The organism is Arthrobacter sp. 10T425 (assembly GCF_056393985.1).
Genome location: NZ_JBFTGZ010000002.1, coordinates 298,596 through 324,988, shown reverse-complemented (window position 1 = coordinate 324,988; position 26,393 = coordinate 298,596). Strand labels below are relative to the sequence as shown.

Annotated in this window: 27 protein-coding genes and 1 tRNA gene; 9 read left to right on the top strand and 19 right to left on the bottom strand. The window is 67.0% G+C overall.

What is annotated here, in order from left to right; all coding sequences use genetic code 11:
* The first annotated feature begins 158 nt into the window (after positions 1-158).
* Positions 159-1,358, top strand: coding sequence for an acetyl-CoA C-acetyltransferase (locus AC1DDH_RS03805; protein ID WP_459385405.1), 1,200 nt, complete (start codon positions 159-161; stop codon positions 1,356-1,358).
* A gap of 90 nt (positions 1,359-1,448) precedes the next feature.
* Positions 1,449-1,934 (top strand): aminoacyl-tRNA deacylase, encoded by a 486-nt coding sequence (locus AC1DDH_RS03800; protein ID WP_223913811.1) that lies wholly within the window; start codon positions 1,449-1,451, stop codon positions 1,932-1,934.
* A 95-nt stretch (positions 1,935-2,029) separates the two neighbouring features.
* On the opposite strand, the gene AC1DDH_RS03795 is transcribed toward AC1DDH_RS03800, so the two are convergent.
* From AC1DDH_RS03795 to AC1DDH_RS03750, 10 genes are all read right to left on the bottom strand, one after another.
* On the bottom strand, positions 2,030-3,883 hold the full coding sequence (locus AC1DDH_RS03795) for a bifunctional metallophosphatase/5'-nucleotidase (RefSeq protein WP_476954875.1): 1,854 nt from the start codon (positions 3,881-3,883) through the stop codon (positions 2,030-2,032).
* A 241-nt stretch (positions 3,884-4,124) separates the two neighbouring features.
* Positions 4,125-4,496 carry a 50S ribosomal protein L7/L12 gene (rplL, locus tag AC1DDH_RS03790; protein ID WP_028276543.1) on the bottom strand — a complete coding sequence of 124 codons (372 nt, stop codon included), beginning with the start codon at positions 4,494-4,496 and terminating at the stop codon, positions 4,125-4,127.
* A gap of 77 nt (positions 4,497-4,573) precedes the next feature.
* Positions 4,574-5,167 carry a 50S ribosomal protein L10 gene (rplJ, locus tag AC1DDH_RS03785; protein WP_028276542.1) on the bottom strand — a complete coding sequence of 198 codons (594 nt, stop codon included), beginning with the start codon at positions 5,165-5,167 and terminating at the stop codon, positions 4,574-4,576.
* 326 nt (positions 5,168-5,493) lie between these two features.
* Positions 5,494-6,603, bottom strand: coding sequence for a GNAT family N-acetyltransferase (locus tag AC1DDH_RS03780; protein WP_028276541.1), 1,110 nt, complete (start codon positions 6,601-6,603; stop codon positions 5,494-5,496).
* A gap of 167 nt (positions 6,604-6,770) precedes the next feature.
* Complete coding sequence (locus AC1DDH_RS03775) at positions 6,771-7,910, bottom strand: GNAT family N-acetyltransferase (protein ID WP_476855686.1); 1,140 nt, start codon at positions 7,908-7,910, stop codon at positions 6,771-6,773.
* A gap of 173 nt (positions 7,911-8,083) precedes the next feature.
* The gene (gene rplA, locus AC1DDH_RS03770; RefSeq protein WP_018773648.1) at positions 8,084-8,791 is read right to left on the bottom strand and encodes a 50S ribosomal protein L1; all 708 of its coding nucleotides are present in this window, start codon (positions 8,789-8,791) and stop codon (positions 8,084-8,086) included.
* Between the two features lie 184 nt (positions 8,792-8,975).
* Positions 8,976-9,407 (bottom strand): 50S ribosomal protein L11, encoded by a 432-nt coding sequence (gene rplK / locus AC1DDH_RS03765; RefSeq protein WP_018773647.1) that lies wholly within the window; start codon positions 9,405-9,407, stop codon positions 8,976-8,978.
* 129 nt (positions 9,408-9,536) lie between these two features.
* Positions 9,537-10,400, bottom strand: coding sequence for a transcription termination/antitermination protein NusG (gene nusG / locus AC1DDH_RS03760; protein ID WP_476855685.1), 864 nt, complete (start codon positions 10,398-10,400; stop codon positions 9,537-9,539).
* Between the two features lie 113 nt (positions 10,401-10,513).
* The gene (gene secE / locus AC1DDH_RS03755) at positions 10,514-10,798 is read right to left on the bottom strand and encodes a preprotein translocase subunit SecE (RefSeq protein WP_028276538.1); all 285 of its coding nucleotides are present in this window, start codon (positions 10,796-10,798) and stop codon (positions 10,514-10,516) included.
* A 79-nt stretch (positions 10,799-10,877) separates the two neighbouring features.
* Positions 10,878-10,950, bottom strand: a tRNA-Trp gene (locus AC1DDH_RS03750).
* Between the two features lie 276 nt (positions 10,951-11,226).
* Between AC1DDH_RS03750 and AC1DDH_RS03745 the strand changes: the two genes are divergently transcribed.
* Positions 11,227-12,444 carry a pyridoxal phosphate-dependent aminotransferase gene (locus AC1DDH_RS03745; protein ID WP_230008956.1) on the top strand — a complete coding sequence of 406 codons (1,218 nt, stop codon included), beginning with the start codon at positions 11,227-11,229 and terminating at the stop codon, positions 12,442-12,444.
* Between the two features lie 82 nt (positions 12,445-12,526).
* Here the strand turns inward: AC1DDH_RS03745 and AC1DDH_RS03740 are convergent, their stop codons facing one another.
* Together AC1DDH_RS03740 and AC1DDH_RS03735 are read right to left on the bottom strand one after the other, a co-directional pair.
* Positions 12,527-13,204, bottom strand: coding sequence for a LuxR C-terminal-related transcriptional regulator (locus AC1DDH_RS03740; protein WP_476855684.1), 678 nt, complete (start codon positions 13,202-13,204; stop codon positions 12,527-12,529).
* A complete protein-coding gene (locus AC1DDH_RS03735; RefSeq protein ID WP_476855683.1) occupies positions 13,201-14,583 on the bottom strand; it encodes an ATP-binding protein in 1,383 nt (460 codons plus the stop codon). The genes AC1DDH_RS03740 and AC1DDH_RS03735 overlap by 4 nt, the downstream gene beginning before the upstream one ends.
* Before the next feature lie 124 nt (positions 14,584-14,707).
* Here AC1DDH_RS03735 and AC1DDH_RS03730 point away from each other — a divergent pair, with 124 nt between their 5' ends.
* From AC1DDH_RS03730 to AC1DDH_RS03710, 5 genes are all read left to right on the top strand, one after another.
* A complete protein-coding gene (locus AC1DDH_RS03730; protein ID WP_476954874.1) occupies positions 14,708-16,342 on the top strand; it encodes a PspC domain-containing protein in 1,635 nt (544 codons plus the stop codon).
* 1 nt (position 16,343) lies between these two features.
* Entirely contained in the window at positions 16,344-16,607 is a 264-nt protein-coding gene (locus AC1DDH_RS03725) for a hypothetical protein (protein ID WP_028276533.1), read from the top strand.
* 3 nt (positions 16,608-16,610) lie between these two features.
* Positions 16,611-16,865 carry a PspC domain-containing protein gene (locus AC1DDH_RS03720; protein ID WP_476851311.1) on the top strand — a complete coding sequence of 85 codons (255 nt, stop codon included), beginning with the start codon at positions 16,611-16,613 and terminating at the stop codon, positions 16,863-16,865.
* Between the two features lie 227 nt (positions 16,866-17,092).
* Positions 17,093-18,118: a 6-phosphofructokinase gene (locus tag AC1DDH_RS03715; RefSeq protein WP_018773638.1), complete on the top strand. Its 1,026-nt coding sequence runs from the start codon at positions 17,093-17,095 to the stop codon at positions 18,116-18,118.
* Positions 18,119-18,233: 115 nt separating this feature from the next.
* Positions 18,234-18,944: a GNAT family N-acetyltransferase gene (locus AC1DDH_RS03710; protein ID WP_223913802.1), complete on the top strand. Its 711-nt coding sequence runs from the start codon at positions 18,234-18,236 to the stop codon at positions 18,942-18,944.
* A gap of 16 nt (positions 18,945-18,960) precedes the next feature.
* On the opposite strand, the gene AC1DDH_RS03705 is transcribed toward AC1DDH_RS03710, so the two are convergent.
* From AC1DDH_RS03705 to AC1DDH_RS03675, 7 genes are all read right to left on the bottom strand, one after another.
* Positions 18,961-20,523, bottom strand: coding sequence for an MFS transporter (locus AC1DDH_RS03705; protein ID WP_476851313.1), 1,563 nt, complete (start codon positions 20,521-20,523; stop codon positions 18,961-18,963).
* Positions 20,524-20,605: 82 nt separating this feature from the next.
* Positions 20,606-21,169 carry a PadR family transcriptional regulator gene (locus AC1DDH_RS03700; protein ID WP_476887020.1) on the bottom strand — a complete coding sequence of 188 codons (564 nt, stop codon included), beginning with the start codon at positions 21,167-21,169 and terminating at the stop codon, positions 20,606-20,608.
* 139 nt (positions 21,170-21,308) lie between these two features.
* Positions 21,309-21,704 (bottom strand): ankyrin repeat domain-containing protein, encoded by a 396-nt coding sequence (locus AC1DDH_RS03695; protein ID WP_028276529.1) that lies wholly within the window; start codon positions 21,702-21,704, stop codon positions 21,309-21,311.
* A 14-nt stretch (positions 21,705-21,718) separates the two neighbouring features.
* Complete coding sequence (ygfZ, locus tag AC1DDH_RS03690) at positions 21,719-22,801, bottom strand: CAF17-like 4Fe-4S cluster assembly/insertion protein YgfZ (protein ID WP_476954873.1); 1,083 nt, start codon at positions 22,799-22,801, stop codon at positions 21,719-21,721.
* 105 nt (positions 22,802-22,906) lie between these two features.
* Positions 22,907-23,656 carry a flavodoxin family protein gene (locus AC1DDH_RS03685; RefSeq protein ID WP_476954872.1) on the bottom strand — a complete coding sequence of 250 codons (750 nt, stop codon included), beginning with the start codon at positions 23,654-23,656 and terminating at the stop codon, positions 22,907-22,909.
* A 53-nt stretch (positions 23,657-23,709) separates the two neighbouring features.
* Positions 23,710-24,324 (bottom strand): nitrobindin family protein, encoded by a 615-nt coding sequence (locus tag AC1DDH_RS03680; protein ID WP_476851317.1) that lies wholly within the window; start codon positions 24,322-24,324, stop codon positions 23,710-23,712.
* Positions 24,325-24,491: 167 nt separating this feature from the next.
* Positions 24,492-25,226 (bottom strand): permease, encoded by a 735-nt coding sequence (locus AC1DDH_RS03675; protein ID WP_223913795.1) that lies wholly within the window; start codon positions 25,224-25,226, stop codon positions 24,492-24,494.
* Between the two features lie 243 nt (positions 25,227-25,469).
* On the opposite strand from AC1DDH_RS03675, the gene AC1DDH_RS03670 reads away from it, so the two are divergent.
* Positions 25,470-26,168 carry a winged helix-turn-helix transcriptional regulator gene (locus tag AC1DDH_RS03670; RefSeq protein WP_277526303.1) on the top strand — a complete coding sequence of 233 codons (699 nt, stop codon included), beginning with the start codon at positions 25,470-25,472 and terminating at the stop codon, positions 26,166-26,168.
* The last annotated feature ends 225 nt before the right edge of the window (positions 26,169-26,393 follow it).

Sequence of the window (26,393 nt, the reverse complement as noted above, 5' to 3'; positions counted from 1 at the left end):
CTACTTGTCTACCCCACTTCCGGCGGGATTGCAAGCACGAAGTTTGGCGGAATTTCCACTGACTCCTGGCGGCGACCGTGTCCGCCCTGCCGAATGGATAGGTGACGGGGCTCACGATAACGTAGACATAAGTCGAAAGAAGATCGGAAGAAAACACCATGAGCAATCCTGCAGACAACAACGATGTTGTCATTCTCGCCGCAGCCCGCACCCCCCAGGGGCGCCTGAACGGGCAGCTGGCCAGCTTCACCGCCGTCGAGCTCGGCACCCACGCCATCCGCGCGGCCCTGGCCGCCAGCGGCGTCAAGGCCGACCAGGTGGACAGCGTGATCATCGGCCAGGTCCTGCAGGCCGGCGCGGGCCAGAACCCTGCGCGCCAGAGCGCCATCGGCGCCGGCATCGGCTGGAACGTGCCGACGGTGACCATCAACAAGGTCTGCCTCTCGGGCCTCACCGCCGTGATCGACGCCGCCCGGATGATCCGCAGCGGGGACGCCACGGTGGTGGTCGCCGGCGGCCAGGAGTCCATGACCCGCGCACCTCACGTGCTGCCCGGTTCCCGGCAGGGCTGGGCGTACGGAACGGTCCAGGCCCTGGACGTGGCCGCGCACGACGGCCTGACCGATGCCTTCGACGGGCAGTCCATGGGACTGTCGACCGAGAGCAAGAACCTGACCCTCGGCATTGACCGGGCCTCCCAGGACGAGGTGGCGGCCCAGTCGCACCAGCGTGCCGCCCGGGCCGCGAAGGACGGCGTCTTCGACGGCGAGATCGCCCCGATGAGCGTCAAGCAGCGCAAGGGCGATCCGATCGCCGTCACCTCCGACGAGGGCATCCGGCCGGACACGACCGTCGAGTCGCTGGCCGGCCTGCGCGCGGCGTTCGTCACTGACGGAACCATCACCGCCGGCAACTCCTCTCCCCTGTCCGACGGCGCTGCCGCCCTGGTACTGAGCAGCCGGAAGTTCGCCGAGGACAACGGCCTCGAGTATCTCGCGGTGGTCGGCAAGCCGGGCCAGGTCGCCGGTCCGGACAACTCGCTGCATTCCCAGCCGTCGAACGCCATCAAGAACGCCCTGGACAAGGCCGGCTGGTCCGCCGCGGACCTCGACTTCATCGAAATCAACGAGGCTTTCGGTTCCGTCGCGGTGCAGTCCCTGAAGGACCTCAACTATCCGCTGGAGCAGTGCAACATCCATGGCGGTGCCATCGCCCTGGGCCACCCGATCGGGGCCTCCGGGGCCCGGCTGGCCCTGCACGCGGCCCACGAGCTCAAGCGCCGGGGTACCGGCAAGGCGGCCGTGTCCCTGTGCGGCGGCGGCGGCCAGGGCGAAGCGCTGCTGCTGTACCGCGACTAAGACCGGTAACCGGCGGGCCGGGCGGGCCCGGACCACAGGGCGGCCGGGCGGACCGGGAACCGCCGCCAGGAGTCAGGAAGGTTTGACGCGATGCCAGAGCAGAAAACAACCAGCGGCCGCGAACGGTTCCTCGCCGACGCCGCGGCGCGGGGGCTGGACGTGGAGATCGTCGAACGCCTCGCCGCCCGCAGCCTTGAGGAGGCGGCCGGTATCCTCGGGATCCGGCCCGCGGATATCGTGAAGTCGCTCGTGGTCAAGCACAAGGACGGCAGTTTCCTGTTCGCGCTGGTCCCCGGAGACCGGCAGATTTCCTGGCCCAAGCTGCGGGCGCTGCTGGGCGTCAACAAGCTCTCGCTGCCGGCGGCGGATACGGCTTTCGAGGCCACCGGGTACGAGCGCGGGACCATCACGCCGCTCGGCAGCATCCGCCCCTGGCCCGTCTACGCCGACCAGACCATCACGGGCCGGCGGATCTCCATGGGCGCCGGGGAACATGGCTACAGCGCGTTCGTGGACGCGGATGCCCTGACGGCGGCGCTGGGCGCCGTCGTCGCCGACATCACTGAACCCAACTAGCCCGCCCGGGTTAACAACAACGCGGGGTCACTTGGAGCCCATCCCGACCGCCGGGATGGGCCGGAAGTGACCCCGCGTTGCTGTTTGACCGGGCGTCAGGCCGTAACCGTGAGGGGTGCCCCGTTGACGGTGAGGCGCCAGTTGGCCTGGCTGAACACGGCGACGTCCAAGGTCCCGCGGTCCACGACGTAGTCGATGATGCGCTGCCGGATCTCCTGCTGGCTGTTGGACAGCACGGGCGCGCTCTTCACGGCCGGGAAGTTGCCGCCCCCGCTCTGCCGGTAGTTGTTGATGGCCAGCGCGAATTCCTGCTCGAGCCGCAGCGGCTCGCCACCGTAGGTCAGCTTGACGATCCGGTCCCCTGCCGGCCGGGCGAGGTCGATCTCGTAGTTCAGCGGCGCGTCCAGGCCGTAGACAACGTCGTAGTTGTAGTCCGGCGTGCCGTTCGGTGCCGTGGCGGTCACGGCATTGGTGACGTCCTGGGCCCTGGCTGTGGTAGCGGTCACCGGTTTGAAGTACTGGGCGGACCACTCCAGGTATGCCTTGACCTGCGCGCCAGTGACCTTGACGGAGAGCAGCGTGTTGTCGAAGATGTATAGCCCTGCGACGTCGCGGATGGTGAGCGCCCCGGCCTTGACATCAACGGCGCGGGAGAAGGCCGCGGCAATGGACAGCACGGGCAGCCCGGCCGCAGGACCGTTGGCCAGCTCAGCCTTGATGGTGCTCGCCTGGACGTAGTTGATGGCGTCGATCGCTGCGGAGTCCTCCCAGCAGGCGGTGGCCGTGCTGAGCGGTGCCGTGGAGGTTCCGATGACCTCATTGACGTAGTTCACCGTGGCCTCATGCCCGGCCTCCACGGCCCGGACGACGGCGGGATCCGGGTTCACAGTCTTGGCGTCCAGCAAGTGCGAATGCGCCGACGTGACGGCCCACCGCCCCTGCACCTTGGCGAGCTCGAGGTCCATGACAGATACCCGCATGCCCCACTTGAGCGGCTCGGTCAGGAGCACCTGCTTGCCGGTGGCCTTGTTGGTGACGAAACGCTCGGGGATCTCCAGGTGGGCGTGCCCGACCAGGATGGCGTCAATGCCGGGCACTTCCTCCGCCAGCTGGGTGGAGGCGTTCTCCGGGAACGGCAGGGCGTCGCCGTAGGAAGACCCCGGAGTCGCCCCGGAATGGCTCGTGACAATGACGATGTCCGCGCCGGCGGCCTTCACCTGCGGAATGACAGCTTTGGCCTCTTCGACGATGCCGTTGAAATCGAGCCTGCCTTGGACGTTGTCGCGGTCCCAGAGGGCGCAGCCGGGCGTCACGAACCCGACCAGGCCCACCGTCACCCAGCCGTTGTCCGTCTTGACCCGCTTCAGGACGTACGGCGTGAAGGCGCGCTGGCCCGAGACGGCGTCGTGCACGTTGGCGCCCAGGAGCGGAAAGTCCAGCTGCTTCTCCCAGGTGCGCAGCAGTGGAATGCCGTAGTTGAACTCGTGGTTTCCCAGCCCCGCGGCGTCATAGCCGATCGCGTTCATGGCCAGCGCCATGGGGTGTTTCACGGTGGCCGAGATGGGCTGGATTTTGGCGAAGTAGTAGGCCAGGGGCGTGCCCTGGATGGTGTCCCCGGCGTCGATGGTCAAGGTGTTCGCCGCTCCGCGCTCGGCCCGCATTGCGTTGATCAGGGTGGCAGCCTGGGCAATCCCGATCTTGTTCCCGACGGCGTCGGCATAGGGCACGTTCTTGAAGTAGTCCCAGTTGAAGACGTTGTTGTGCAGATCTGTGGTGCCGAGCACTGTAAGCGTGAAGTGCTCCTTGCCGTCCGGCCCGCCCGTGGCCGCCCGTTCGCCAGCGGCCTGGGCTGCGGGGGCTCCCGCCAGTGCGGCTGCGGCAGCGCTGCCGCCGACGAGGGCGGCTGTGAGCATCGCGCGGCGGGAGGGTGCATCGTGTGGGTTCGGCATGGTGGGTGAACTCCTGAACGTAGGGGCCGGTGGGCACAAATCCACAGTCTAGGGGCGGCTTTACAACTGCGACAGGGGTATCAGAAAAACTTTGCCAAATCCTTGGACGCCGTTCATCCCGGGCGACGGGAGCGCTCCAGCCAGCGTGGATTCCGGTCCGGGAACGCAGGAAACCCCGCCCACTGAGTGGACGGGGTTTCCTTTGAGCAGTGCGGACCGCGATGGATCCGGACGGCGGGTGTTACTTGAGGGTAACGCGGGCGCCAGCTTCTTCGAGCTGAGCCTTTGCCTTCTCGGCAGCTTCCTTGGTGGCGCCTTCGAGAACAGCCTTGGGTGCGCTGTCAACCAGGTCCTTGGCTTCCTTGAGGCCCAGGGAGGTGATGGCGCGAACTTCCTTGATCACTGCGATCTTCTTGTCGCCAGCAGCTTCGAGGATGACGTCGAAGTCAGTCTTCTCTTCAGCTTCTTCTGCAGCAGCGGCGGGGCCGGCAACGGCAACGGCAGCAGCAGTAACTTCGAAGGTCTCTTCGAAGAGCTTGACGAACTCGGAGAGCTCGATGATGGTCAGTTCCTTGAAAGCTTCAATGAGCTCTTCGTTGGTGAGCTTCGCCATGGTGTGGCGTCCTTCCTATAGTGGTGCGCGGCGGCCCTGAGGCTCGCTGTCGCACCGGAGTCTTATGGAGAAGAGGACTAGTTCTCTTCGGGGGCTGCGGCTTCGGCCGGTGCTTCGGCCTCGGCTGCTGCATCTGCTGCGGGAGCTTCTTCAGCGGCGGGTGCTTCGGCTGCTGCCGGTGCACCGTTCTCTTCTTCAAGCTTGAGGCGCAGTGCGTCGATGATGCGTACAGCGGCGGCAGCAGGAGCCTTGAGGATTCCTGCAACCTTGGCGAGCTGCAGCTCACGGGACTCGAGTGCTGCCAGGGCAGCAACTTCGCTGGCGTTCAGTGCCTTGCCCTCGAAGTAACCGGTCTTGATGACCAGCTGCTTGTTGGCCTTGGCAAAATCCGTCAGGCTCTTGGCAGCTGCAACTGCGTCACCCTTGATGAACGCGATTGCAGTGGGGCCGGCGAGCTGACCGTCGAATGCTTCGACACCAGCTTCCTTGGCTGCAATGGCGGTCAGGGTGTTCTTGACGACCGAGAACTTGGTTTCCTGGCCGAGAGAGACACGCAGCTGCTTGAGCTGTGCAACGGTGAGCCCGCGGTATTCGGTCAGGACAGCGGCGTTCGATTCCTTGAAATCGTTAGTGATCTCAGCTACTGCTGAAACCTTGCTAGGCGTTGCCATAACCCTCCTTCCGGGGATAGTGCCGGTATGTCCGGGTCCCCGCTCAAAAGAGCTAAAAACTAAAAAACGCCCCGCGCAGATGCACGGGGCTTGTCTCGACGCGGTCCATGACCGCGGAGCTTTGCTTCGTTCACCTGCGCCGGCCGCCCTATGTTCAGGGTCCTTCGTCCGGAAATCCACTGCGCTCTCCCGGCGCGACTGCAGAAGTGAGTCTTGCTTGGGAGAGTGGATTTCCAACAACCGACGGTCTTTGGTCCTCCAAGCTTACGGGACACGGCGCGCGTGTTCCAAATCGTGCCCGGCGGGCAGTGCTGGGTGAACAGCCCTCAGCTGACAGCCGGTCCGAAGTTGGGGAGTTCTTTTTGCCAGAGACCCGTCACGCCCGCTGTCGTGAAGCCCAGCTGCTGGTTGACCTTCAGGAGGTAGCGGTTCTCCGGGGCGTTCCACGTGTACAGGACCCGGGCGTCCGGGAACTGTTCGCTGAGCCGTTCCATGTTGGCGACCTTGATCAGCAGCCCGAGCTTGTTGCCGCGGTGTTCCTGCAGCACTACCGTGTCGTCCTGGAAGACGACGTCCGGGCGCAGGGCCAGGACACTGATGGTGGTCAGGCCCACGAGCGTTCCGCTGGCGATGTGCTCGACGGCAGTGACCACCGTCCGGCGGCCCTGGGCTATGGTGACTTCCTCCGCTTCCCGGAGGATGCCGCCGTCGAACACCATTTCCTGGGCATCCGGCCCCGGCACTTCGTCCTCGCCTGCCTGGTTTTCCAGCGCGGCGACGGCCTCGAGCCACTGGTCAGGACACCGGTCCGTCCAGTGGTGCAGACGGTAGCGGCCGGCATTGGCTTCCTCGGCCTCGGCCTCGAGGTCGGCGACGAGCTTGGTGTCCAGCGGCAACGCGCAGGAGCTGAACTGCTCGATGTGCTGCAGGGTGTAGCCGGTGTGGCGGGCAAATTCCACGTCACGGCTGCCCAGCGGGACGAACCCGACACCGCTGCCGGGCACGAGCTGTTCGGCCTCCGGGTCCGTCAGGGTTGATCCCGGGTGGTTGGTGTCGATCAGGATCGTGTGGCGGCCCTCGTCCCGGGCAAAATGTTCGGCGGCCGCCAGCAGCTGCCTCCCCACGCCCTGGCGCCGGAATTCCGGCAGGATGTCGAGGGTGAATTCGGCGAGATCGAGGTTGTCCACGAGCGGCAGGGCGATGTCCGCCGTCCCGACAATCACGCCGTCGATCTTGGCGACGAGGATCACCTGGCGTTCGTAGGGGTCCGCCATCTCAAGCAGCTTTTCCTGCGGCGCGTAGGCGAGGTCGTCGGTGCCCCAGGTCTGCATCCGGACCCTGCGCCCCACCTCGATGGCGGCGAGAAAGTCGGCGGCATCGGGCGCGTCAAGGGAATCGGGGATCCACAGCTGCTCAATCCGTACATCGTTTGCCATAGAGGGCATCTTCCCAGCCGTTGTGCCACCCACCATCGGTACGGCCCGGCTCAAACCGGGCTTTCAACCGCCAGCATATGCTGGTTTGGGCCGCTGTTCCATTGGTGACGCAGGGCAGTTTCCGCTCCAGTCTGCGCCCGGCAGCTTCCGCCCCAGCCGGCGCCTGGTCAGTTCCGGATCTCATTGCCGGTGGCTGCGTCCGCGGCGGCAGCGGTCCGCTGCCATTCGCCGTCGTAGCCCGCCGGCCTGAAGCCCAACGCGATGTTGATGCCGAGCATATGGTCGTTTTCGGCGGCGTTGTACGTCAGGACGCGCCGGACCGCTGGGTAGGACTCCCCCAGCAGGCGCAGGTTGCGGATCTTGATGAGCATGCCAAGCCGGTGGCCGCGGTGGCCCACAGCGACGAGGGTATCGTCCTGGTTGGCCAGCCAGGGCTTGTCGGCTGTTGTCTGCAGGACGGTATAGGCGGCCAGTTCGCCGCTGGCCCGGTGCCGTGCCGCCACCACGAGGGAGGACTGGCCGGCGCGCCGCCAGGTGTCCTCGACGTGGCGGACCCGGGCGACGTCCCAGATTTCCGGCTCGTAACTCAGCGCACCGGAGGGGGCATCGGTGCTCATGCGGGACATGAGCACCGCGAGCTGGGCGGCATGTTCCTCCGGGCAGGAATCGGTCCAGTGCAGCAGCTCATAGTCCCCCGCGCGGGCCAGGGCGTCCCGTTCCAGGGCGTCGAGGTCCGCGGCGGGCGGGACGTCGAGCGAACTGAACCGTTCGACCTGCTCCAGGCGGTAGCCGGCTTTTCCGGCGAAGCGGACGCCCGGCGCGCCGGCGGGCAGCGCTCCGGTCCCCGTGGCGGGCTTGATGAGGTTGGTGCCATCGACGTCGAAATCGGCCGGGTGCTCGGTGAAGGTCTGCAGGATGGTCCTCCCGTCGGCGGAGGCCAGCGCCTCGGCGTGCTCCAGCAGTGCCCGGCCGATCCCCCGCCCGGCGAAGGCATCCAGGACGCTCACGTGCAGCAGCGCACTGCCCAGATTCTCCTGCAGTTCACAGCGGACCCAGGAGTTGGCCGCCATGCGCCCGTCGACGCGGACGAAGAAGAGCCGCAGCCGGGTGTACGCCGTGTCCCGCCAGTACTGCAGGCGGGCCGCCGCGGACGATGCCCGGTCCAGGTTGCCCCAAGTCTGCAGGATGAGCTCATCACAGAGTTCCATGAATTCGAGGAACTCTGCCGTATCAGCGGCATCGGTGTCGGCAGCATCAAGGCTGGCGGGCAGGGAGAGTTCCTCGATGAGGTACGACGGCGTAGTCACCGGGACAGCCTAACCGGCAAGTCCGGCGGCACCAAGGGTCCCGGATGCCAAACGTTTCGCACGCCACGGGGTCCCGGCGCAGGACGGCAAAAGGCCGCCCCGCAGTTGCGGGACGGCCTTTGGCTGGAACCGGCGACGTCAGCGAAGCCGCAGTTCCGTGGATCCGGTGAGGACTAGACCTCGGTCAGGACCTTGGTGACGTTGGGGTCAACCGAGATGCCCGGGCCGAACGTGGTGGCCACGGTGGCCTTCTGGATGTAGCGGCCCTTGGAAGCGGACGGCTTGAGGCGGAGGACCTCTTCCAGTGCGGCTGCGTAGTTCTCGGCCAGCTTGATGGCGTCGAACGAAACCTTGCCGATGATGAAGTGCAGGTTCGAGTGCTTGTCGACGCGGAAGTCGATCTTGCCGCCCTTGATGTCGTTGACGGCCTTGGCGACGTCAGCGGTCACGGTGCCGGTCTTCGGGTTCGGCATCAGGTTACGCGGACCCAGGACCTTACCGAGGCGGCCAACCTTGCCCATGAGGTCAGGGGTGGCGACGGCGGCGTCGAAGTCGGTCCAGCCGCCTGCGATCTTTTCGATCAGGTCATCGGAACCAACGAAGTCGGCGCCGGCCGCGATTGCGGCCTCAGCCTTGTCGCCCGTTGCGAAGACGAGGACGCGGGCGACCTTACCGGTGCCGTGCGGCAGGTTGACGGTGCCGCGGACCATCTGGTCGGCCTTACGCGGGTCAACGCCGAGGCGGAAAGCGACCTCAACGGTGGCGTCGAACTTGGACGGGTTGGTGTCCTTGGCGAGCGTCACTGCCTCGAACGGCGCGTAGAACTTCTCCGCGTCGATCTTGGCCGCGGCTGCCTCATATGCTTTGCTGCGCTTTGCCATGCTGCTTATTTCTCCTTGTGCAGTTGTGGTCTCCGGACCGCGCTGGGCCCTGCCACAGGCGGCATTCCGGCTGGTGTATCCGTTCCGGAATTCCGCTCTTCATTGTTTAGGTGGTGCCGGCTGGCCGGCGGTGCTGACGGCGTCTTGACCGGTTTCCCGATCCCGGCGCATCAGCGGTGGGGAATTAACCCTCGACGGTGATACCCATGGAGCGGGCGGTGCCGGCGATGATCTTCGCTGCGCCTTCGAGGCTGGTGGCGTTGAGGTCTTCCATCTTGGTGGTGGCGATCTCGTTGACCTGGGCCTGGGTCAGCTTGGCAACCTTGACGGTGTGCGGGGTAGCCGAACCCTTGGCGACGCCTGCAGCCTTTTTGATGAGCTCTGCAGCCGGCGGGGTCTTGGTGATGAACGTGAAGGAACGGTCCTCGTAGACCGTGATTTCCACGGGGATAACGTTGCCGCGCTGGGCTTCCGTCGCAGCGTTGTACGCCTTGCAGAATTCCATGATGTTGACACCGTGCTGGCCGAGCGCAGGACCGATCGGCGGGGCCGGGTTAGCGGCACCTGCCTGGATCTGCAGCTTGATGAGGCCGGTGACCTTCTTCTTGGGAGCCAATGTAGGTCCTTCTCTCAAATACGTCCTGGGGCACAGGAGCGTGCCTCAGGTTGGTGGCCGCCATGGCAAGGCGGCCGGCCGCTCCGTGGCTGCTAAGCGGGCAGCCCGGGGCGAATTCTTGGGGAAAAGCTAGATCTTGCTGACCTGGTTGAACGCCAGGGTGACCGGAGTCTCGCGCTCGAAGATGGACACCAGCACCACGAGGGTCTGGGAATCGATCTTGATCTCGGAGATCGTGGCGGGGAGGGTCTCGAACGGGCCTTCCTTGACGATGACCGACTCGCCAACCTCGAAGTCGACGTCGACCTGGGCGGCGGCGTGCTTGACCGGCTTGCCCTTCTCGGCCTGCTCTTCTTCGAAGACCGGCGCGAGCATGGAGAAGACCTCATCGAGGCGCAGCGGGACCGGGTTGTGGGCGTTGCCCACGAAGCCGGTGACACCGGGGGTGTGGCGGACGGCACCCCAGGAAGCGTCGGTCAGGTCCATGCGGACCAGGACATAACCGGGGATGCGGACACGGTTGATGACCTTGCGCTGGGCGTTCTTGATCTCAACGACTTCCTCCATCGGAACCTGGATTTCGAAGATGTAATCTTCCATGTCCAGGGTCTGGATGCGGGTCTCAAGGTTGGCCTTGACGCGGTTCTCGTAGCCTGCGTAGGAGTGAATGACGTACCAGTCACCCTCCTGGCGGCGCAGCTTGGCTTTGAACTCGTCCGCGGGGTCGACGTCGGCCTTGGCGGCCGCCGCTGCCAGCACGTCGGCGTCAGCCTCATCAGCGTCGGTGTCAGCCTCATCAGCGTCGGCGTCAGCGTCGGCTGCAACTGCTGCCTCTGCGTCGTCTGCCGCTTCTGTTTCCGTGGCTACGGCCTCGTCAGTGACGTCGGATTCGGGCGCAGCAGACACAGCCTCGGACTCTTCCGCGGCTTCCACCGCGGCGTCCTGGCTCTTATCCAGCTCAGTCTCAGTTACCTCGAGCTCCTGCTCAGACACTTGGTCTCCTGCTTCCTCATTGCCTAACATGCCTATTTAAATGACTCAATTCCGCACACCCCGCGGAATCTCCGGTTTCCCGGGGCATCCACGCAGTCTGCGGACCGGTCGCCTTAGCTGTCCGTGGGGCCGCTGCCGCCGAAGACCCAGCTGACCGCGGTCCCAAAGGCCAGGTCCAGCAAGGTGACGATCACCATCATGATGGTCACGAACACCAGTACCACGAGTGTGTAGTTGATCAGTTCTTTACGGGTCGGTGCGACGACCTTCTTCAGTTCGCCAATGACCTGGCGGATGAAGATCGCGATACGAGCGAAGAAGCCGGGCTTGGCGGCATTCTTGGCGGGGCGGCCTTTGGAGCTGCTGGCAGCTGTTTCGGTCACCTGGTCCTCACTCATCCTCGCAATGATCGGATACCCGGCTCTGAACTGAACCATGGTTGCTGCGCTGGTTCCGGATAATCCGGAACAGCATGCGCAGGGCAGACAGGACTCGAACCTGCAACCTGCGGTTTTGGAGACCGCTGCGCTACCAATTGCGCCACTACCCTTCGGGGAGAAAAACCGCTCCGGCCGATGCGTCCCACAGGCTTCCCTGAGGCGCAGGCCATCATCGTGTTTTCAACACCGGAGAACCAGTCTACGCAACAACTGCGTCTACGTCGAACCGGCCCTCTTCGGACCCCTGCGTGCCTGCGAAAACCAACTGACAGCCGTCAGTCACATTCGGGTTCAGGCACCCCGGGGGATCCGCTGAACAGCATAGAGTAGATTTCGTCGAATCCCACATCCAGCCTTCCAGCTGCAAGCGAAGAACGGACCCGCCCATGTCTGCTGCCCGCATTTCCCAGCGCATTTCCGCCATAGCCGAATCCGCCACTCTGGCCGTCGATGCCAAGGCGAAGGCGCTGAAGGCAGCCGGCCGTCCGGTCATTGGCTTCGGAGCCGGGGAACCCGACTTCCCGACCCCCGGCTACATTGTGCAGGCCGCCATCGAGGCCGCCAGCCAGCCGAAATACCACCGCTACTCCCCCGCCGGCGGGCTCCCCGAACTGAAGCAGGCCATCGCGGACAAGACCTTCCGGGATTCCGGCTACCAGGCGGCGGCGTCCCAGGTGCTGGTGACCAACGGCGGCAAGCAGGCCGTCTACAACACCTTCGCCACCCTGCTGGATCCGGGCGACGAGGTCATTGTTCCTACCCCGTTTTGGACCACATACCCGGAGGCCATCCGGCTGGGCGGCGGCGTGCCGGTAGAGGTGTTCGCGGGCCCGGAGCAGGGCTACCTGGTCACCGTGGACCAGCTGGAAGCGGCCCTCACCGAGCGCACCAAGATCCTGCTCTTCGTCTCCCCTTCCAACCCCACCGGCGCCGTGTACTCGCCGGAGCAGGTCAAGGAGATCGGCCAGTGGGCAGCGTCCAAGGGCCTGTGGGTTGTCACCGACGAGATCTACGAACACCTGACCTACGACGGCGTGCCGTTCACCTCGATCGCCACCGCGGTGCCCGAGCTCGGCGACAAGGTGGTCATCCTCAACGGCGTCGCCAAGACCTATGCCATGACCGGCTGGCGCGTGGGCTGGATGATCGGGCCCGCGGACGTCATCAAGGCCGCCACCAACCTGCAGTCGCACGCGACGTCGAACGTCTCCAACATCCCCCAGGTCGCCGCCCTCGCGGCCGTGTCCGGGCCGCTGACCGCCGTCGATGAGATGAAGGTGGCATTTGACCGCCGCCGCAAGGCGATCGTCGCGGGCCTGAACGCGATTGACGGCGTTGACTGCCCGACGCCGAAGGGCGCGTTCTACGTGTACGCGGACGTCCGCGCGCTGCTGGGCAAGGAGTTCCCGTCTGCGAACGGCCCGGTGCGGCCGGCCACCTCTGCCGAACTCGCGGCGCTGATCCTGGACGAGGTCGAGGTGGCCGTGGTTCCCGGCGAGGCGTTCGGCCCGTCCGGCTACCTGCGCCTGTCCTATGCACTCGGCGACGACGACCTGGCCACGGGCGTCGCCCGCCTGCAGGACTTCCTCGGCAAGGCCAACTAACACGTCACAAACCCCGATGCGCTATCACTTCGGGTCCTTATTCCAGTGCGATAAGGACCCTAAGTGATAGCGCATCCTTGGGTTAAAGCAGGCGGCGCTCGGCGGCCCAGCGGGTCAGCTCGTGGCGGCTGGAGAGCTGGAGCTTGCGCAGCACGGCCGAGACGTGGGTTTCAACGGTCTTGATCGAGATGAACAGTTCTTTGGCCACCTCCTTATAGCTGTAGCCGCGGGCGATAAGGCGCATCACTTCGAGCTCCCGCGCCGAGAGTTTGTCGAGCTCGTCGTCGGCGATGTCCGCGGGGGCCGTGCCGAACGCGTCCAGGACGAAGCCCGCCAGCCGGGGTGAGAAGACGGCGTCGCCGCCTGCCACGCGGCGGACGGCGCCGCTGATCTCCGCGCCGGAAATGGTCTTGGTGACATAGCCGCGCGCGCCGGCCCGGATCACGGACACCACATCTTCTGCCGCGTCGGAGACGCTCAGCGCCAGGAACCGCGTGGTGCCCAGCAGGGTCGCCGAGCCGGCCAGGACCTCGCGTCCGCCGCCACCCCGGCCGCCGGGAAGATGAACGTCAAGGAGCACGACGTCGGGGCGCTGGACTGCGATGACGGCGATTGCCTCCTCCACCGTTCCGGCCTCCCCCGCGACGACGATGTCCGGGTCCAGGTCCGCCTTCAACCCGGAGCGGAAGATGGCGTGGTCGTCCACGATCACCACGCGAATCGGTGCGGGGTTTCCTGATGCTGATGCTGGGCTGGTCACGGTTTGGCCTCTCCGTTGGCGTTGTTGGCGGCGGCCGAGGCAGTTCCGGCAGAGGCGGCGGCGACGGGCAGCCGGAGCCGCACTTCGGTGCCGTCCGGGCTGCTGGTGATCGCGGCGGTGCCGCCGTGGCGGTTCATCCGGCCGATGATCGATTCCCTGACGCCGAGCCGGTCCGGGGGAACGGAATCCGGATCGAAGCCCGGGCCCCTGTCCTTGACGAAAACTTCCGCGGCGGCGTCGGTGACTTCCAGGTAGACGGACACGGCGCCGCCGCCGTGCCGGGCGGCGTTCAGCATGGCCTCTCGGGATGCCTGGACGAGGGCCTCGTGGCGTTGGGTCATGGCGCAGTCCCCCACGCTGACCACCTCGACGGCGTTCCCCAGGGCGTCCTCGACCTCGGCTGCGGCGGCCTTGATGCCGTCGGACAGCTGACCGGATTCCTTGTCGGCGTCCCGGTACAGCCAGCCACGCAGCTCGCGCTCCTGCGCGCGGGCCAGCCTGATGACATCGTGCTCGTTGCCGGCCCGGCGTTGGATCAGGGCGAGGGTCTGCAGCACGGAGTCATGGAGGTGGGCGGCGATCTCGGCACGCTCGGTGGCGCGGACCCGCCCCGCGCGCTCTGTTTCCAGGTCGCGCCAGAACTTCAGCCCCCATGGCAGAAGCACCAGGGCCACGCCGCCGAGCACGGCCACCGAGGCCAGGAGGGCGAGCCAGGTCTGTTCCCAGGACCCCGAGCCGGACACCATGACCAGCACGCCGGCCACGACGAGGGCGAGCCCGGCCGCGAGGCGGGCCCAGCCGCCGGCCTGGTCCGCTTTGGTCTTGTCCACGAGCCCCGCCCGGCGGGTCTCGTCCAGTTGCATCCAGGCGATCGCGGCACCGCCCAGGATCGCCGCGACCGGGATCAGGGTACCCAGCGGCACGTCGACCCCCAGGAGCCGGGCGATCAGGATCCCGGCGGCCAGCAACAGGCCCGCGCCCAGCAGGATCTCCTTGCCGAAGGGCATGCCGGAAACTTTGGACCGCCAGGACCCCGGCGCCGCCGTCGTTGGCGTTCCACTGGTTCCGGGGGCTCCAGGCATGCCGGGGGCGTCGGGCAGGTTTGCCACGCCTGGGGTGTCCGGGAAGCTCACTGCCGGAGCGATGGGCGACGCCGGGCGGCGGGCGTTGCGCCGGGCGTTTTCATCCGCAGTGGGGACCATGATCCAAAGCCAGGCGTAGAAGGCCACCCCGGCCCCGCCGGCGAGCGCAGCCACTGCCATGCCGATCCTGACCATGCGCACCGGCCAGCCCAGGTGGTTGGCGAGGCCCGCGCACACGCCGGCAATCACGCGGTCGCTGCTGCGGACCAGCGGCGGGCGGGCGGGCGCGGTTGTCATGCCTCAATCCAAGCACGGATCGGGGTTTCCCGGACGCGTTTGAGGGCCCAACCGGGGGCCACTCAGGGACCGTTCAGGGTGTTCCCCAGTAGAGGCCGGCGCCGGGAACGGGAAGGATCGAAGTATGAACCCGCACACTCCGCACCCCGATGAAGGCCCGGCCTCCGCAGACCGGCCGGCCACGGATCGATCCCACCCCGAACTTCCAGAATCGGAACTTCCAGAACCGGAACCTCCCGCCACGGATCTTCCGCACACTGAGCGTTCCGTCACGGACCTTCCGCATACGGAACGTCCCGACCCCGAACTTCCAGGCACGGGCCAGCCCGCTCCGGCCTTCTCCGGGCCGGGCGGCGCGCCGCCGGAGCCGCCGCGGCTTTACCCGCCCGGCGACCCGAATGGGCCGTTGCCCGGCCGGCAAACCCAGAATTTCTTCGACTGGATCCGCAGCCAGGGCATTTACCGCGGACGCGACCGCTGGATCGGCGGCGTGGCCAGCGGCATAGCCCACCGGCTCGGCGTCGATCCGCTGATTATCCGCGGCGTCCTGATCGTCCTGACCGTCTTCGCCGGAATTGGCGTTCTCGCCTACGGCCTGGCCTGGGCGTTGCTGCCCGAACCCGACGGCCGCATTCACGTCCAGGAGGCCGCCGCAGGGCGGTGGACAGCCGGCATGACCGGCGCGCTCATCACCTCGGTCATCGGTTTCCCCAGCCTGGGCACCGGGGTCTGGGGCTGGGACCGCTTCGGCTTCGGCGCCTTCGTCTGGACCGTCTTCTGGGTGGGCGGTGCCATCTACCTCGTCTACTACCTGACCCAACGCAACAAGATCCGGGACGGAGCCACTGGCATGCCTTCGCGTTACGACTCAGGCAGCCCGGCCGGCGCCGCGGCTTTTGCAGCTGGCCCCCGCACCGCCGCCGGGCCGCAATCAGCAGGCAGCTTCCCGCAGGGCGGCGGCCGGACGTATGGCGACCCGGCTGACAGCTCTCGAGTCACCGGCACCGGCCCGGGCTGGGGTCCGCCTCCGCCGTCGGGACCCATTGCGTCCGGCCCCGTCCCGCCCGGTCCTGTTCCCCCAGGCGGCTACGGACCGGGGTCCGGCGCCACACCGCCTGCACCGGCCGCGCGCAACCTTGGCCCGGGCGCTCCGGCGGTCGCCATCACCGTCGGCTCCGCCCTCGTGGTGGGCGGGGGCATCAAGGCCCTCGACGCCGCCAACGTGATCGATCTCGGCGATGCCGGCAACGCGCTGGTCTGGGCCTTCGGCGCGGCCATCCTGGGCCTCGGGATCCTGTTCGCAGGGCTGCGGGGCCGGACCTCCGGGATCCTGGGCTTCTTCGCGGTCGTGGCCCTGCTGATCGGCGCCATCTTCAGCGTGGTCCCGCACGGGGACCGGTTCCGCTTCCAGAACGCCGACTGGACGCCGGCGAGCATTCAGCAGGCCCAAGGCGGCTTCGAGATCACCGGCGGCGCCGGAACCGCGGACCTGACCAAGCTGGCGCTGAATCCGCCCCTGGGCTCCGACGTCGTAGTTCCGATCGACGCGACGGCCAGCAACCTCACCGTCGTCATCCCCGCCACCGTTCCGGTGCACATCCAGGCGGACATGACCATGGGCAACCTCCACGACGGCAACCAGGACCGCGGCGGCATGACGACGCAGCAAAGCGACTACAACACCGCGAAACCGGGCGCCCGGCTGGTCCTGGAGATCTCCGGCACCGTCAGCAACGTGACCATCAAGGAAGGCAACTGACATGAGCAGCTATGACGACTCGCCGCTGGCCGATGCCGGGCACGACCCCGAGGCGGGTTCGCCCGCCCGGGTGGGCACAGTGGTCTGGGGACTGACAGTGGTGGCATTGGCTGCACTGATCATCATTTCCCGGCTCGGCCTCGTGGCCCTCAACGGCACCTATGTGCTGATCGGCCTGATGATCGGGGCCGGGGGTGCCCTGGTCGTGGGCGGCCTGGTCTCGGCACGCAGGCGTGACAATAAGTCAACTACAGGGAAGTCTTGACCCATGGATAAATTCTTTGACACCATCCGGGGCCTCGGCCTGAAACGTGGTCCGCAGCGCTGGGTTGGCGGCGTTTGCGGCGGGGTTGCCGCCAAACTGAACGTTGATGTGGCCTATGTCCGGATCGCCTACCTGCTCCTGAGCCTGCTCCCTGGCCCGGCGTTCGTGGTCTACCTCGCGGCCTGGCTCCTCCTCCCGGACCAGCGCAACGCAATCGTCCTCGAAAGCTTCCTCTCGAAGCGTTCCTCCCGGCCCTGACATCCATCACAGGCCGGCCAATCACAGGCCGGCCCGGCCCCGCGGCCCGGCCCGGCGGCAACCTTCCCCGGTAGCTGCGCCGCACCACGAAAAGGTGCCCCCGCCATCATGGCGGGGGCACCTTTTGTAACCGTTTGTGTCCTGCCCCACACCCGCCACTAGACTCTAGGGTGAGCTCAGCGTGGCGCTCTGCCTGTACCCCTTCAAACCAGGATTTGAGCCAAGACATGAAAATTGGAATCCTCACCAGCGGCGGAGACTGCCCCGGCCTGAACGCCGTCATCCGTGGCGCCGTCCTCAAAGGAATCGCGGTCCACGGCCAGCAGTTCGTAGGATTCAAGGATGGCTGGCGCGGCGTTGTCGAGGGCGACATCGTGGAAATTCCCCGCACCATGGTCCGCGGCATCGCCAAGCAGGGCGGCACCATCCTGGGCACGTCCCGCACCAACCCGTTTGAGAACGGCGGCGGTCCCGAGGTCATCAAAGCCAACATGGACCGGCTCGGGATCGACGCCATCATCGCCATCGGCGGCGAGGGCACGCTGGCCGCCGCAAAGCGGCTCACCGACGCCGGCCTCAAAATCGTGGGCGTGCCCAAGACGGTCGATAACGACCTCGACGCCACGGACTACACCTTCGGCTTCGACACGGCCGTGGAAATCGCCACCGAGGCAATCGACCGGCTGCGCACCACCGGAGAGTCCCACCACCGCTGCATGATTGCCGAAGTCATGGGACGGCATGTGGGCTGGATCGCCTTGCACGCCGGCATGGCCTCGGGCGCCCACGCCATCCTGATCCCGGAGCAGAAGGCCTCCATGGAACAGATCGCCGAATGGGTCGTCTCCGCCCACGACCGTGGCCGCGCCCCGCTGCTTGTCGTCGCCGAGGGGTTTGTGCCCGAAGGCCAGGAGTCCCCGCATTCGGAGCGCGGCCTCGACACCTTTGGCCGGCCCCGCCTCGGCGGCATCGCCGAAATGCTTGCCCCCGAACTGGAGGCACGCACCGGCATCGAGACCCGCGCGACGGTCCTTGGCCACATCCAGCGCGGTGGCGTCCCGACGGCGTTCGACCGGGTCCTGGCCACCCGCCTGGGCATGGCCGCCATCGATTCGGTAGTGGAAAAGCGCTGGGGCACCATGGTGTCGCTGCACGGCACGGATATTGTGCACGTCGGTTTCGACGCCGCACTCGGCAACCTCAAGTCCGTACCGCAGAGCCGCTACGACGAGGCCGCAGTCCTCTTCGGCTAAGCGGACACCGGCGGGGTCCGGCTCGGGGACGGCCCGCAGGGAAGAAGCGGGCCGGCAGCGCCGCAGCCAGGCAGGGGGCAGCCGGACGCGCGGCCGCGATGGGTAGGGTTGATTCATGACTCTTGAGCCCGGTTCCGCAGAAATTGTCCAGCTCGCATGGGCGCGCCGCCTGGGGTTCGACGACGGCGCCTTCGCGGCTGCCGCCGGCGTGAGGCTCACCCGGGCGGATGAGACAGCCCGGTCCCTGCAGTTCGTCCGCCTGTTCGGCAACTCCGCCCTGGTGGGCCCGCAGTGGGCGCTGGACGCCGCCGAGGGTCTCTCGGACGAGGAACTGGCCCAGCACGTGACGCTGCTGACCATCACCCGCGGGCACGGCGGCCACGGGCTCGGCGCCGCGGCACTCTTCTTCGCCGACGACCTCCCCCTGCAGCAGCCTGCCGGGGAGCTGACGGTCTCGCACGGGAACCCGGAAGCGATCGAACTGGAGACGTTCTGCCCGCCCGACGACGTCAACGAGGTGGGCCTCGCCGACCTGGAACACCGCTTCACCGTCCTGCATCTGGAAGACGGGCGGCGGACGCCCGTGGCCTGCGGGGCGTATGCCGAATGGGAAGGGCTCCTGGCCCATATGGGCGTGCTGGTCGCGCCCGAATGGCGGCGCCACGGCCTGGGCAAGCTGGCCGCCTCAGTAGCCGCCCACGAGGCCCTCGCCGCCGGACTGACGCTGCAGTGGCGTTCAGAAGTCAGCAACAAGGGGTCGCTGGCGCTGGCCCGGAGCCTGGGATTTTCCGCGGGCGGCATCCAGACCAGCGTGCTGCTGGGCTGATCCGGATGCCGCCAGGCTAGCCGCGCTCCGCGGCGGCCCTGTCCGTGTCCGCCCTGTCCGTGTCTGCCTTACCCGTGTCCGCTGCTGCGGCTGTGGCTGCGGCAGCATCTGGTTCGCCCCAGCCCTGGACCGGCTTGGGCTTGGCGAAGAACAGCGCCACGGCAGCGCCGAGCAGGATGACCGCCGCCGGCAGCAGGATGGACTGGCCCATCGCCGTCGAGAACCCCTCATGAAGCTCCGCCGGCAGGGCCCCGCCGAAGCCCATCGGGCTGGCATCTGCGCCTGCTCCGGGCCGGGCGGGGAGCTCGGCCGCCAGCCGCGACTGGATCAGGACGGCGATGGCGGCGCTGCCGAGTACGGCGCCGATCTGGCGGGTCGTGTTGTAGACGCCTGAGCCGGCTCCGGCCTGCCGCGGCGGCAGGTTGCGTGTGACGGTGGAACTCAACGGCGCCCAGATGCCTGCATTGGCGAAGCCCAGCACTGCGCTCGGCAGCAGGAACAGCCAGATGGGGGTGTCCGGGTGCATGAGCAGGGCATTCCAGAACAGCGCCACGGACATCAGGACCAGGCCGGTCGCGGTGATGAATTTCGGGTTGACCTTGTCGATGATCCGGCCGACGACGGGGGCGAGCCCGCCCGAGATCAGCGCCATCGGCACCATCATGAGCGCCGACTGGGTCGGGGTCAGTCCGCGGACGATCTGGTAGTAGAAGATCAGCGGCAGGCTGAACGCGGTGACGGTGAAGCCCACCGTGGTGATCGCAATGTTGGCGAGCGAGAAGTTCCGGTCCTTGAAAAGGGACAGGGGCAGCAGCGGTTCCCCCGTGTTGAACTTCTGCCACAGGACGAAGACCACCAGCACGGCGATGCCGCTGATGATCAGGCCCCAGACGGTGATGGGGCCGGCGATGGTGCCCCAGTCGTACGTCGCGCCCTCCTGGATGCCGAAGACCAGGAGGAACAGGCCGAGGGCGCTGAGCAGCACGCCGGGAATATCGAACTTGTGCGGGTGGGTGGTCAGCGAGGGCACGAAACGCTGGGCGAGGATGAAGCCGACAATCCCGACGGGAACGTTGATGAAGAAGATCCATTCCCAGCCGAGACCGTCCACCAGCACGCCGCCGAGGATCGGGCCAACCAGCGTGGCGACGCCGGCCGTGGCTCCCCAGATGCCCATGGCCGCTCCGCGGCGGTCCGGGGGGAAGATCCGGGTAATGACGGCCATGGTCTGCGGCGTCATCATGGCCGCGCCGAGGCCCTGGACCACACGGGCCGCGATGAGGATCTCGACGCTGCCGGAGAGGCCGCACCACAGCGATGCCACGGTGAAGACGACGAGTCCGGAGAGGTAGAGCTTTTTCGGACCGAAACGGTCCCCGAGCCGGCCCGTGATCAGCAGCGGCACGGCATAGGCGAGCAGGTAGGCGCTGGTGACCCAGATCACCGAGTTAATGTCAGTGTTGAGGCCCTCCATGATGCTGGGGTTGGCCACCGAGACGATGGTGGTGTCGATCAGGATCATGAAGAAGCCGATCACCAGGGACCAGAGTGCCGGCCATGGCCGGGCTACGTTTTCCATGCGGTTCCTTAGGGGCTGGTGTGAAACGGTGGATGGGCTGTGTGTGGGGCGGCCGGGTCCCGGCCGCGGTCCTGCGCGGGGTTCACCACGGCAGTTCGCCGGAGCGGAGCTGGTCCTGAAGGCTGCGGATCCAGGCGATTTCGGCGCGCAGCGTGCTCTGCTGGAACTGGACATCGATCCAGTACTTGCGCTCCACGCCCTTCTTCGCGAGCAGTTCCTCGCCGGAGACCAGGAAGCCGAGTTGCTCCTCCAACGCCTGAAGGCGCCGGTCGAGGAGTTCGACGACGACGCCGGCGGGCAGGTTGTAGGCCTCGGAGACGGCCAGCGGGAAGGCCGGGTATTCGTTGACCGGGGCGGCGAGCATGTCCTGCAGCCACGTCGTGAACGCTTCGCGGCCGGCAGCCGAGATCGAGTAAGTGGTGCGCTCCGGACGGTTGCCTCCCCGGTCCGTTCCCGTGGCTGTGACCAGCCCCTGATCCTCGAGCCGCCCGACGGCGTGATAAAGCGTTCCTGGCCGCACCTTGACCAGCCGGTCCTCGTGCCGCGCGATCAGGAGCTGGTACATCTCGTAGGGATGCATCGGTTCTTCCACGAGCAGGGAAAGTGCGGCGACACCCAGGGGTGTCAATGCGGTTGCCCGGGCCATGGTGCAGTCCTTCTCGGTTTAGCAGTGTTCTCTTCGGCCTAAACGGCAGTTACTCCACTAAAGATTATTCCACGTGGAGTATTTGAGGGCAATCCTCCCCAACCCGGGCCGGCCGCGCCCCGGCCCCAGGCGCGATTGGTCAGCCGAGGAGGGCCAGGATGTCCGTCCGGGCGAACATCTGCGCGGCGGCCCGCGCGGTGGGGGTGCCGGCGTCCGGGTCGGCCCCGGCGTCCAGCAGTTCCCGGGCCACGTCCGTGTAGCCCTTGAAGACAGCACCGGCCAGCGGGGTCTGGCCGCGGTCGTTCGGCGTGTTGGCGTCGCCGCCGTGGTCCAGGATCAGCCGGACAGTGCCGGCGTGGCCGTGGTAGGCCGCCAGCATCACCAGCGAGTCGCCGGAGGAGGTGGTCAGCGTGGCCGGGGCGCCGGCGGCCAGGTAGCTGCCCAGCAGCGCGGAGTTGCCCTCGCGGGCGGCGTCGAAGAGCGCGTGCGCCAGCGCGAGTGTCTCGTCGTCGGGCGCGGCGCCCGGCTCGTTCACTTCGGACCCGCCGTTCATCGGGTGCCCCGCAGGAAGCCGGTCTGGCGGCCCACCACCTGCCCGGCGTCGGGGGCCACAATGACTTCCTGGGCCGCGGAGTACGGCTCGTCCCCGTCCACGACGGTCAGGACCTCCTCCGGGGCGACGGAGCGTTTGATCACGGCCAGGGCGACGGGGCCCATCTCGTAGTGCTGCGCCACGGAGGTCACGGCGCCCACCTTGCGCTCGCCCGCACGCACCTCGCTGCCGGCCGCGGGCAGGGTGTGCTGGGAACCGTCGAGCTGGAGGAACACGAGACGGCGCGGCGGGTGGCCCAGGTTGTGGACGCGCGCGATCGTCTCCTGGCCCTTGTAGCAGCCCTTGGCCAGGTGCACGGCAGTGCGGAGGAGGTCGAGCTCATGCGGGATGGTCTTGTCGTCCGTTTCCGCGCCCCACCGGGGCCGCCACGCCGCAATCCGCAGCGCTTCGGAGGCCATGGTGCCTGCGAGGGCACGGTCGCCCACGGTCGCGACCAGTTGGTCCGCGGGGACCAGGTACTCAAACCACGGCCGTTCCAGTCCTGGATGGGCGTCCTCGCCCACCACAGCGTAGGAGTAGCCGCCGGCGCCGACGTGCGGCCACGGGTCTTCCCAGGCCTGCAGCGCGTCCCATTCCGGGATGCGGTGCGTGGAGCCGAGTACGGCCCAGTCGGCGGAGACGTCCGCGATTTCGACCCGGAGCATGAATTTCATCTTGTTGAGCCATTCGGCGAGCGGGGGCGCCTCGGCTGCCTCGACGATCAGCCAGGTCGTGGCGCCGTCGTCCACCACCCTGGCGTCAAATTCGATCCGGCCCTGCACGCTCAGCAACAGCAGTTCGGTGGACTGGCCAGGGGCCAGGGAAGTGAGCTGCTGGGAGGACAGGGTGTTGAGCCAGCTCAGGCGGTCCGGCCCGCTGACCGTCACCACGCCGCGGTGTGAGAGATCGACGACGGCGGTGCCGGCGGCCAGCGCCCGCTGCTCCCGGAGCGGCTCGCCGTAGTGGGCGGCGACGCCGGCATCGGCGCCGCCGGCCTCAACCGCGGCCGGGCGCGACAACAGGGGGCTTTTGATAGTCATATTGAAAGGAACGTCCTTAGCTCTGTGCGTATTCCGGCCCCGGCAGGGACAATCTGGCTCCGGCAGGGACCATCTGGCTCCGCCGGACTGTGGGGCAGGCCGGTCCTAGCGGTATTCCGGATTTTCAAAGTCGAAGCGGGTGCCCGCTTTCCAGGCGTCGGGCAGGTTTCCGTAGGCGGGAATGCCGCCCGCGTCCTTGAGCATGCGCGCCAGGTGCAGCATGTTCCAGGTCATGAAGGTGGTGTTGCGGTTGGTGAAATCGCTCTCCGGCCCCCCGGACCCCTGGTCAAGGTAGCTCGGTCCCGGCCCGACGGGACCGATCCAGCCGGCGTCGGCCTGCGGCGGGATGGTGAAGCCGACGTGCTGGAGGCTGTACAGGACGTTCATGGCGCAATGCTTGATGCCGTCCTCATTGCCGGTGATGAGGCAGCCGCCCACCTTCGGGTAGTAGGCCCACTGGCCCTTCGCGTTCAGCTGCCCGGAGTGGGCGTAGAGGCGCTCGATGAGCTTCTTCGTCTGCGAGGAGTTGTCCCCCAGCCAGATGGGCCCCGCGACGACGACGATGTCCGCTTCCTGGACGGCCGGGTAGAGTTCCGGCCACTCATCGGTGGCCAAACCGTGTTCGCGCATGTCCGGGTAGACCCCGCTCGCGATGTCGTGGTCCACCGTGCGGATCACGCGGGTGCTGACGCCCTGCTTCTCCATGATCCGGCGGCTGACCTCGATCAGGCCCTGCGTGTTGGACACGTCCGGGGACTTCTTGAGCGTGCCGTTGAAGAACACGGCCTTGAGGTCGGCGTAGCTGGCGCTGCCGGGTGCTGTGTTGCCGGCTGAGCTGGTGACTGTGTCATTCACGGTATTTCTCCTGGGTCGATGGTGACAACGGAAAAATCAGTGAGACCGCGCAATTAGCCTGCTTTGGCGAGGATGGCCGATGCGTGGGCCTCCAGTCCGCCGCCCGCCGTCGAATTCTTGCCCGTGGCCACGTCCCAGCGCCACAGCAGGTTTCCTTCCACCAGCCCGAAGATCCGGGTGGCCGCCGTGTACTCCTTGGAGTGGCTGCCGCGCATCACCATGTCGGTGCTGAGCTGGATCTGGGGGCCCTTGATCTGGCCGTAGTACAGCTCCGAGATCCCGCCGGGGTGGGCGATGGAGACCGAGATGTCGAAGCCGCCGTCGCTGTTGCGCAGGGCCTCCACCTCGTCGGCGCTCTTGAGCACCGGGACGATGTCCGCCGGGATCAGGCCGGGGCCGCCGTCCTCCTCGCGCTGCTTACGCTCCAGCGCCCAGAAGCCGGTCTCGACGGTGAGGGGACGCAGCTTCGTGCCCTCGTCGTCGGTCAGCCAGCTCTCGGCGCGGTACTGCAGGTACGGCAGGCCGTTGTGCGTAAACGAGACGTGTTGCAGGAAGTGCTCGGAGTCCTCGTCTCCAGCCCCCAGCCGGCCGCTGCCCTCCCACTCACCAATGAGCCAGGACAGCGGAACGATTTCGGGGGTCAGATCAGTAGGGATTTCAATCGGCACAGCATCTACCTCTGGAAGCTACGGGGTCTGGAACGTGTTACTTCTGGCCTTTGAAGAGGCGGTACACGACAAAGCCGGCAAACCACGCCATGGACAGGCTGGCCACGCCAAGCAGGACAAGGAAAAAGATCTCATATGCAAGTACGGACATGATGCCATCCTAACGCTTAGTAGATGAGTAGTTTGTCTATGAAGTAGGCCAGGGAACCGACAGCAGAAACCGGCCCGAGCCCCATGCCCACGGCCGCCAAAACATTAAGGCCTTCACCGTTGAGGATGACGAGGCGGCGGAAACTTACCAGCACCGCCCCCACGACGACGCCGACGAGGGCCGCCGGCAGCACGGCGATGTCGGAGAACACCAGGCCGGCGAGCGGCCCGGCAAGGCCGGCGCTCACGATGCCCAGCGGCGCCACGATCCGGTCCGGCCAGCGGATCAGCCCCGCCAGCAGCGCGATCGCCGAGCTGATGGCCGCCACGAGGATCATTTCGCGGACCCCGTTGAAGCGCGAACTCGCAATCCAGCCGGCGCCGAGGCAGGAGAGCAGGACACCCGCGCACGAGCCCAGGGTGGATTCGAGGCGCTGGGCCTGACCGGTGCCCCGGATCAGCTGCATGACGAAGATTGCCATGACCCCGACGGCCAGGAATGACGGCGTCCAGTCCAGGAAGCCCGGAGCCGGGAGATAGGTCGCAGCCACTGCCGACCCGACGCCGGGCAGGCCAATCAAGACCGCGAGGGTCTTCTTGGCGGGGATGCCGAGAAAGTAGGGCCAGCCGATACCGATGCCGGCGGCGGCGAGCGCCGCGACGGCCAGGAGGACCTCAGGCGAGGCATAGGCTCCGGCGACAATCGCCGCGAGACCGGCCAGGCCGATGATCCCGACGCTCCACGGCTTCACTGTCTGCTCGCCATCGGCAGACCCAGCATGGCCAGACCTTCGCTCACTGCGGACCCCAATTCGACTCGGCTCAATTTCGACGGGCCGCGGGCCCTGACGGTTCAATCCTGCCCTATGTGAACGGTATGTGTCGCAAAAGGAGGCGCCGGAGGTGACGGGACCATGGCCGGAATGGGGCCTTTAGGTATACTCAACATCAGCAACAAGACGCCCAACGATGCGCGGACACCCCTTGGAGGAACAATGTCGCACATCCTGCTATTGACGAACAGCACGGGAACATCCGTGGACGTCCTGCCTGCTCTGGAACTGCTGAACCACCGGGTGCATATCCTTCCGGCCGAGCCCACTGCCCTGCTCGAGACCGACCCCTGCGACATCGTCCTGCTCGATGCCCGCAAGGACCTGGTCGGCGCACGTTCCCTCACCCAGCTGCTCAAGGCCACCGGCCTCAGCGCCCCGTTGATGCTGATCCTCACCGAGGGCGGCATGGCCGCGGTCTCCTCGGCGTGGGCCGTGGACGACATCCTCCTGGAATCCGCGGGCCCGGCAGAAGTCGAGGCCAGGATCCGGCTCGGCGTCGCGCGCGCCGTTCCGGACAAGGAAGACGTGCCGACCGAAATCCGGGCCGCCGGCGTCGTGATTGACGAGGCCAGCTACACCGCACGGGTCAACGGCGCCGCGCTCAACCTGACCTTCAAGGAATTTGAACTGCTGAAATACCTGGCCCAGCACCCCGGCCGGGTGTTCACCCGCCAGCAGCTGCTGACCGAAGTCTGGGGCTACGACTACTACGGCGGCACGCGCACCGTGGATGTCCACGTCCGGCGGCTGCGGGCCAAACTGGGCGCCGACCACGAGAACCTGATCAGCACCGTCCGCAACGTCGGCTACCGCCTGACCCTGGTCCGCCAGCCCGAGGACGAACTGACCGAGGCCTGAGCGCGCCACGGCCGCCACCGCGCGGCGGCGCCGGTACGCAGGCACTGTACACAAGCACTGAACGCAGAAGGCCCCGGACTCTGGAATCCAGAGTCCGGGGCCTTCTTGGTGCACCAAACCATCGGCACAAACTTCTCAGTATTTAACAGTATTTCTCAGTGGAGGACATACGGGTCGAACGTATCGAGGCCACCCCAGTGGTGGATCCCCCTCGCATCTGGCTCA

Bases quoted from the DNA above. Each gene is read 5' to 3' on its own strand.
- ygfZ (WP_476954873.1), bottom strand. From the start codon at position 22,801: ATGACTATCAAAAGCCCCCTGTTGTCGCGCCCGGCCGCGGTTGAGGCC.
- secE (WP_028276538.1), bottom strand. From the start codon at position 10,798: ATGAGTGAGGACCAGGTGACCGAAACAGCTGCCAGCAGCTCCAAAGGC.
- AC1DDH_RS03720 (WP_476851311.1), top strand. From the start codon at position 16,611: ATGGATAAATTCTTTGACACCATCCGGGGCCTCGGCCTGAAACGTGGT.
- rplA (WP_018773648.1), bottom strand. From the start codon at position 8,791: ATGGCAAAGCGCAGCAAAGCATATGAGGCAGCCGCGGCCAAGATCGAC.
- AC1DDH_RS03795 (WP_476954875.1), bottom strand. From the start codon at position 3,883: ATGCCGAACCCACACGATGCACCCTCCCGCCGCGCGATGCTCACAGCC.
- AC1DDH_RS03705 (WP_476851313.1), bottom strand. From the start codon at position 20,523: ATGGAAAACGTAGCCCGGCCATGGCCGGCACTCTGGTCCCTGGTGATC.
- AC1DDH_RS03710 (WP_223913802.1), top strand. From the start codon at position 18,234: ATGACTCTTGAGCCCGGTTCCGCAGAAATTGTCCAGCTCGCATGGGCG.
- AC1DDH_RS03780 (WP_028276541.1), bottom strand. From the start codon at position 6,603: ATGGCAAACGATGTACGGATTGAGCAGCTGTGGATCCCCGATTCCCTT.
- AC1DDH_RS03745 (WP_230008956.1), top strand. From the start codon at position 11,227: ATGTCTGCTGCCCGCATTTCCCAGCGCATTTCCGCCATAGCCGAATCC.
- AC1DDH_RS03735 (WP_476855683.1), bottom strand. From the start codon at position 14,583: ATGACAACCGCGCCCGCCCGCCCGCCGCTGGTCCGCAGCAGCGACCGC.
- AC1DDH_RS03800 (WP_223913811.1), top strand. From the start codon at position 1,449: ATGCCAGAGCAGAAAACAACCAGCGGCCGCGAACGGTTCCTCGCCGAC.
- AC1DDH_RS03805 (WP_459385405.1), top strand. From the start codon at position 159: ATGAGCAATCCTGCAGACAACAACGATGTTGTCATTCTCGCCGCAGCC.
- AC1DDH_RS03670 (WP_277526303.1), top strand. From the start codon at position 25,470: ATGTCGCACATCCTGCTATTGACGAACAGCACGGGAACATCCGTGGAC.
- AC1DDH_RS03715 (WP_018773638.1), top strand. From the start codon at position 17,093: ATGAAAATTGGAATCCTCACCAGCGGCGGAGACTGCCCCGGCCTGAAC.
- AC1DDH_RS03730 (WP_476954874.1), top strand. From the start codon at position 14,708: ATGAACCCGCACACTCCGCACCCCGATGAAGGCCCGGCCTCCGCAGAC.
- rplJ (WP_028276542.1), bottom strand. From the start codon at position 5,167: ATGGCAACGCCTAGCAAGGTTTCAGCAGTAGCTGAGATCACTAACGAT.
- AC1DDH_RS03700 (WP_476887020.1), bottom strand. From the start codon at position 21,169: ATGGCCCGGGCAACCGCATTGACACCCCTGGGTGTCGCCGCACTTTCC.
- AC1DDH_RS03725 (WP_028276533.1), top strand. From the start codon at position 16,344: ATGAGCAGCTATGACGACTCGCCGCTGGCCGATGCCGGGCACGACCCC.
- rplL (WP_028276543.1), bottom strand. From the start codon at position 4,496: ATGGCGAAGCTCACCAACGAAGAGCTCATTGAAGCTTTCAAGGAACTG.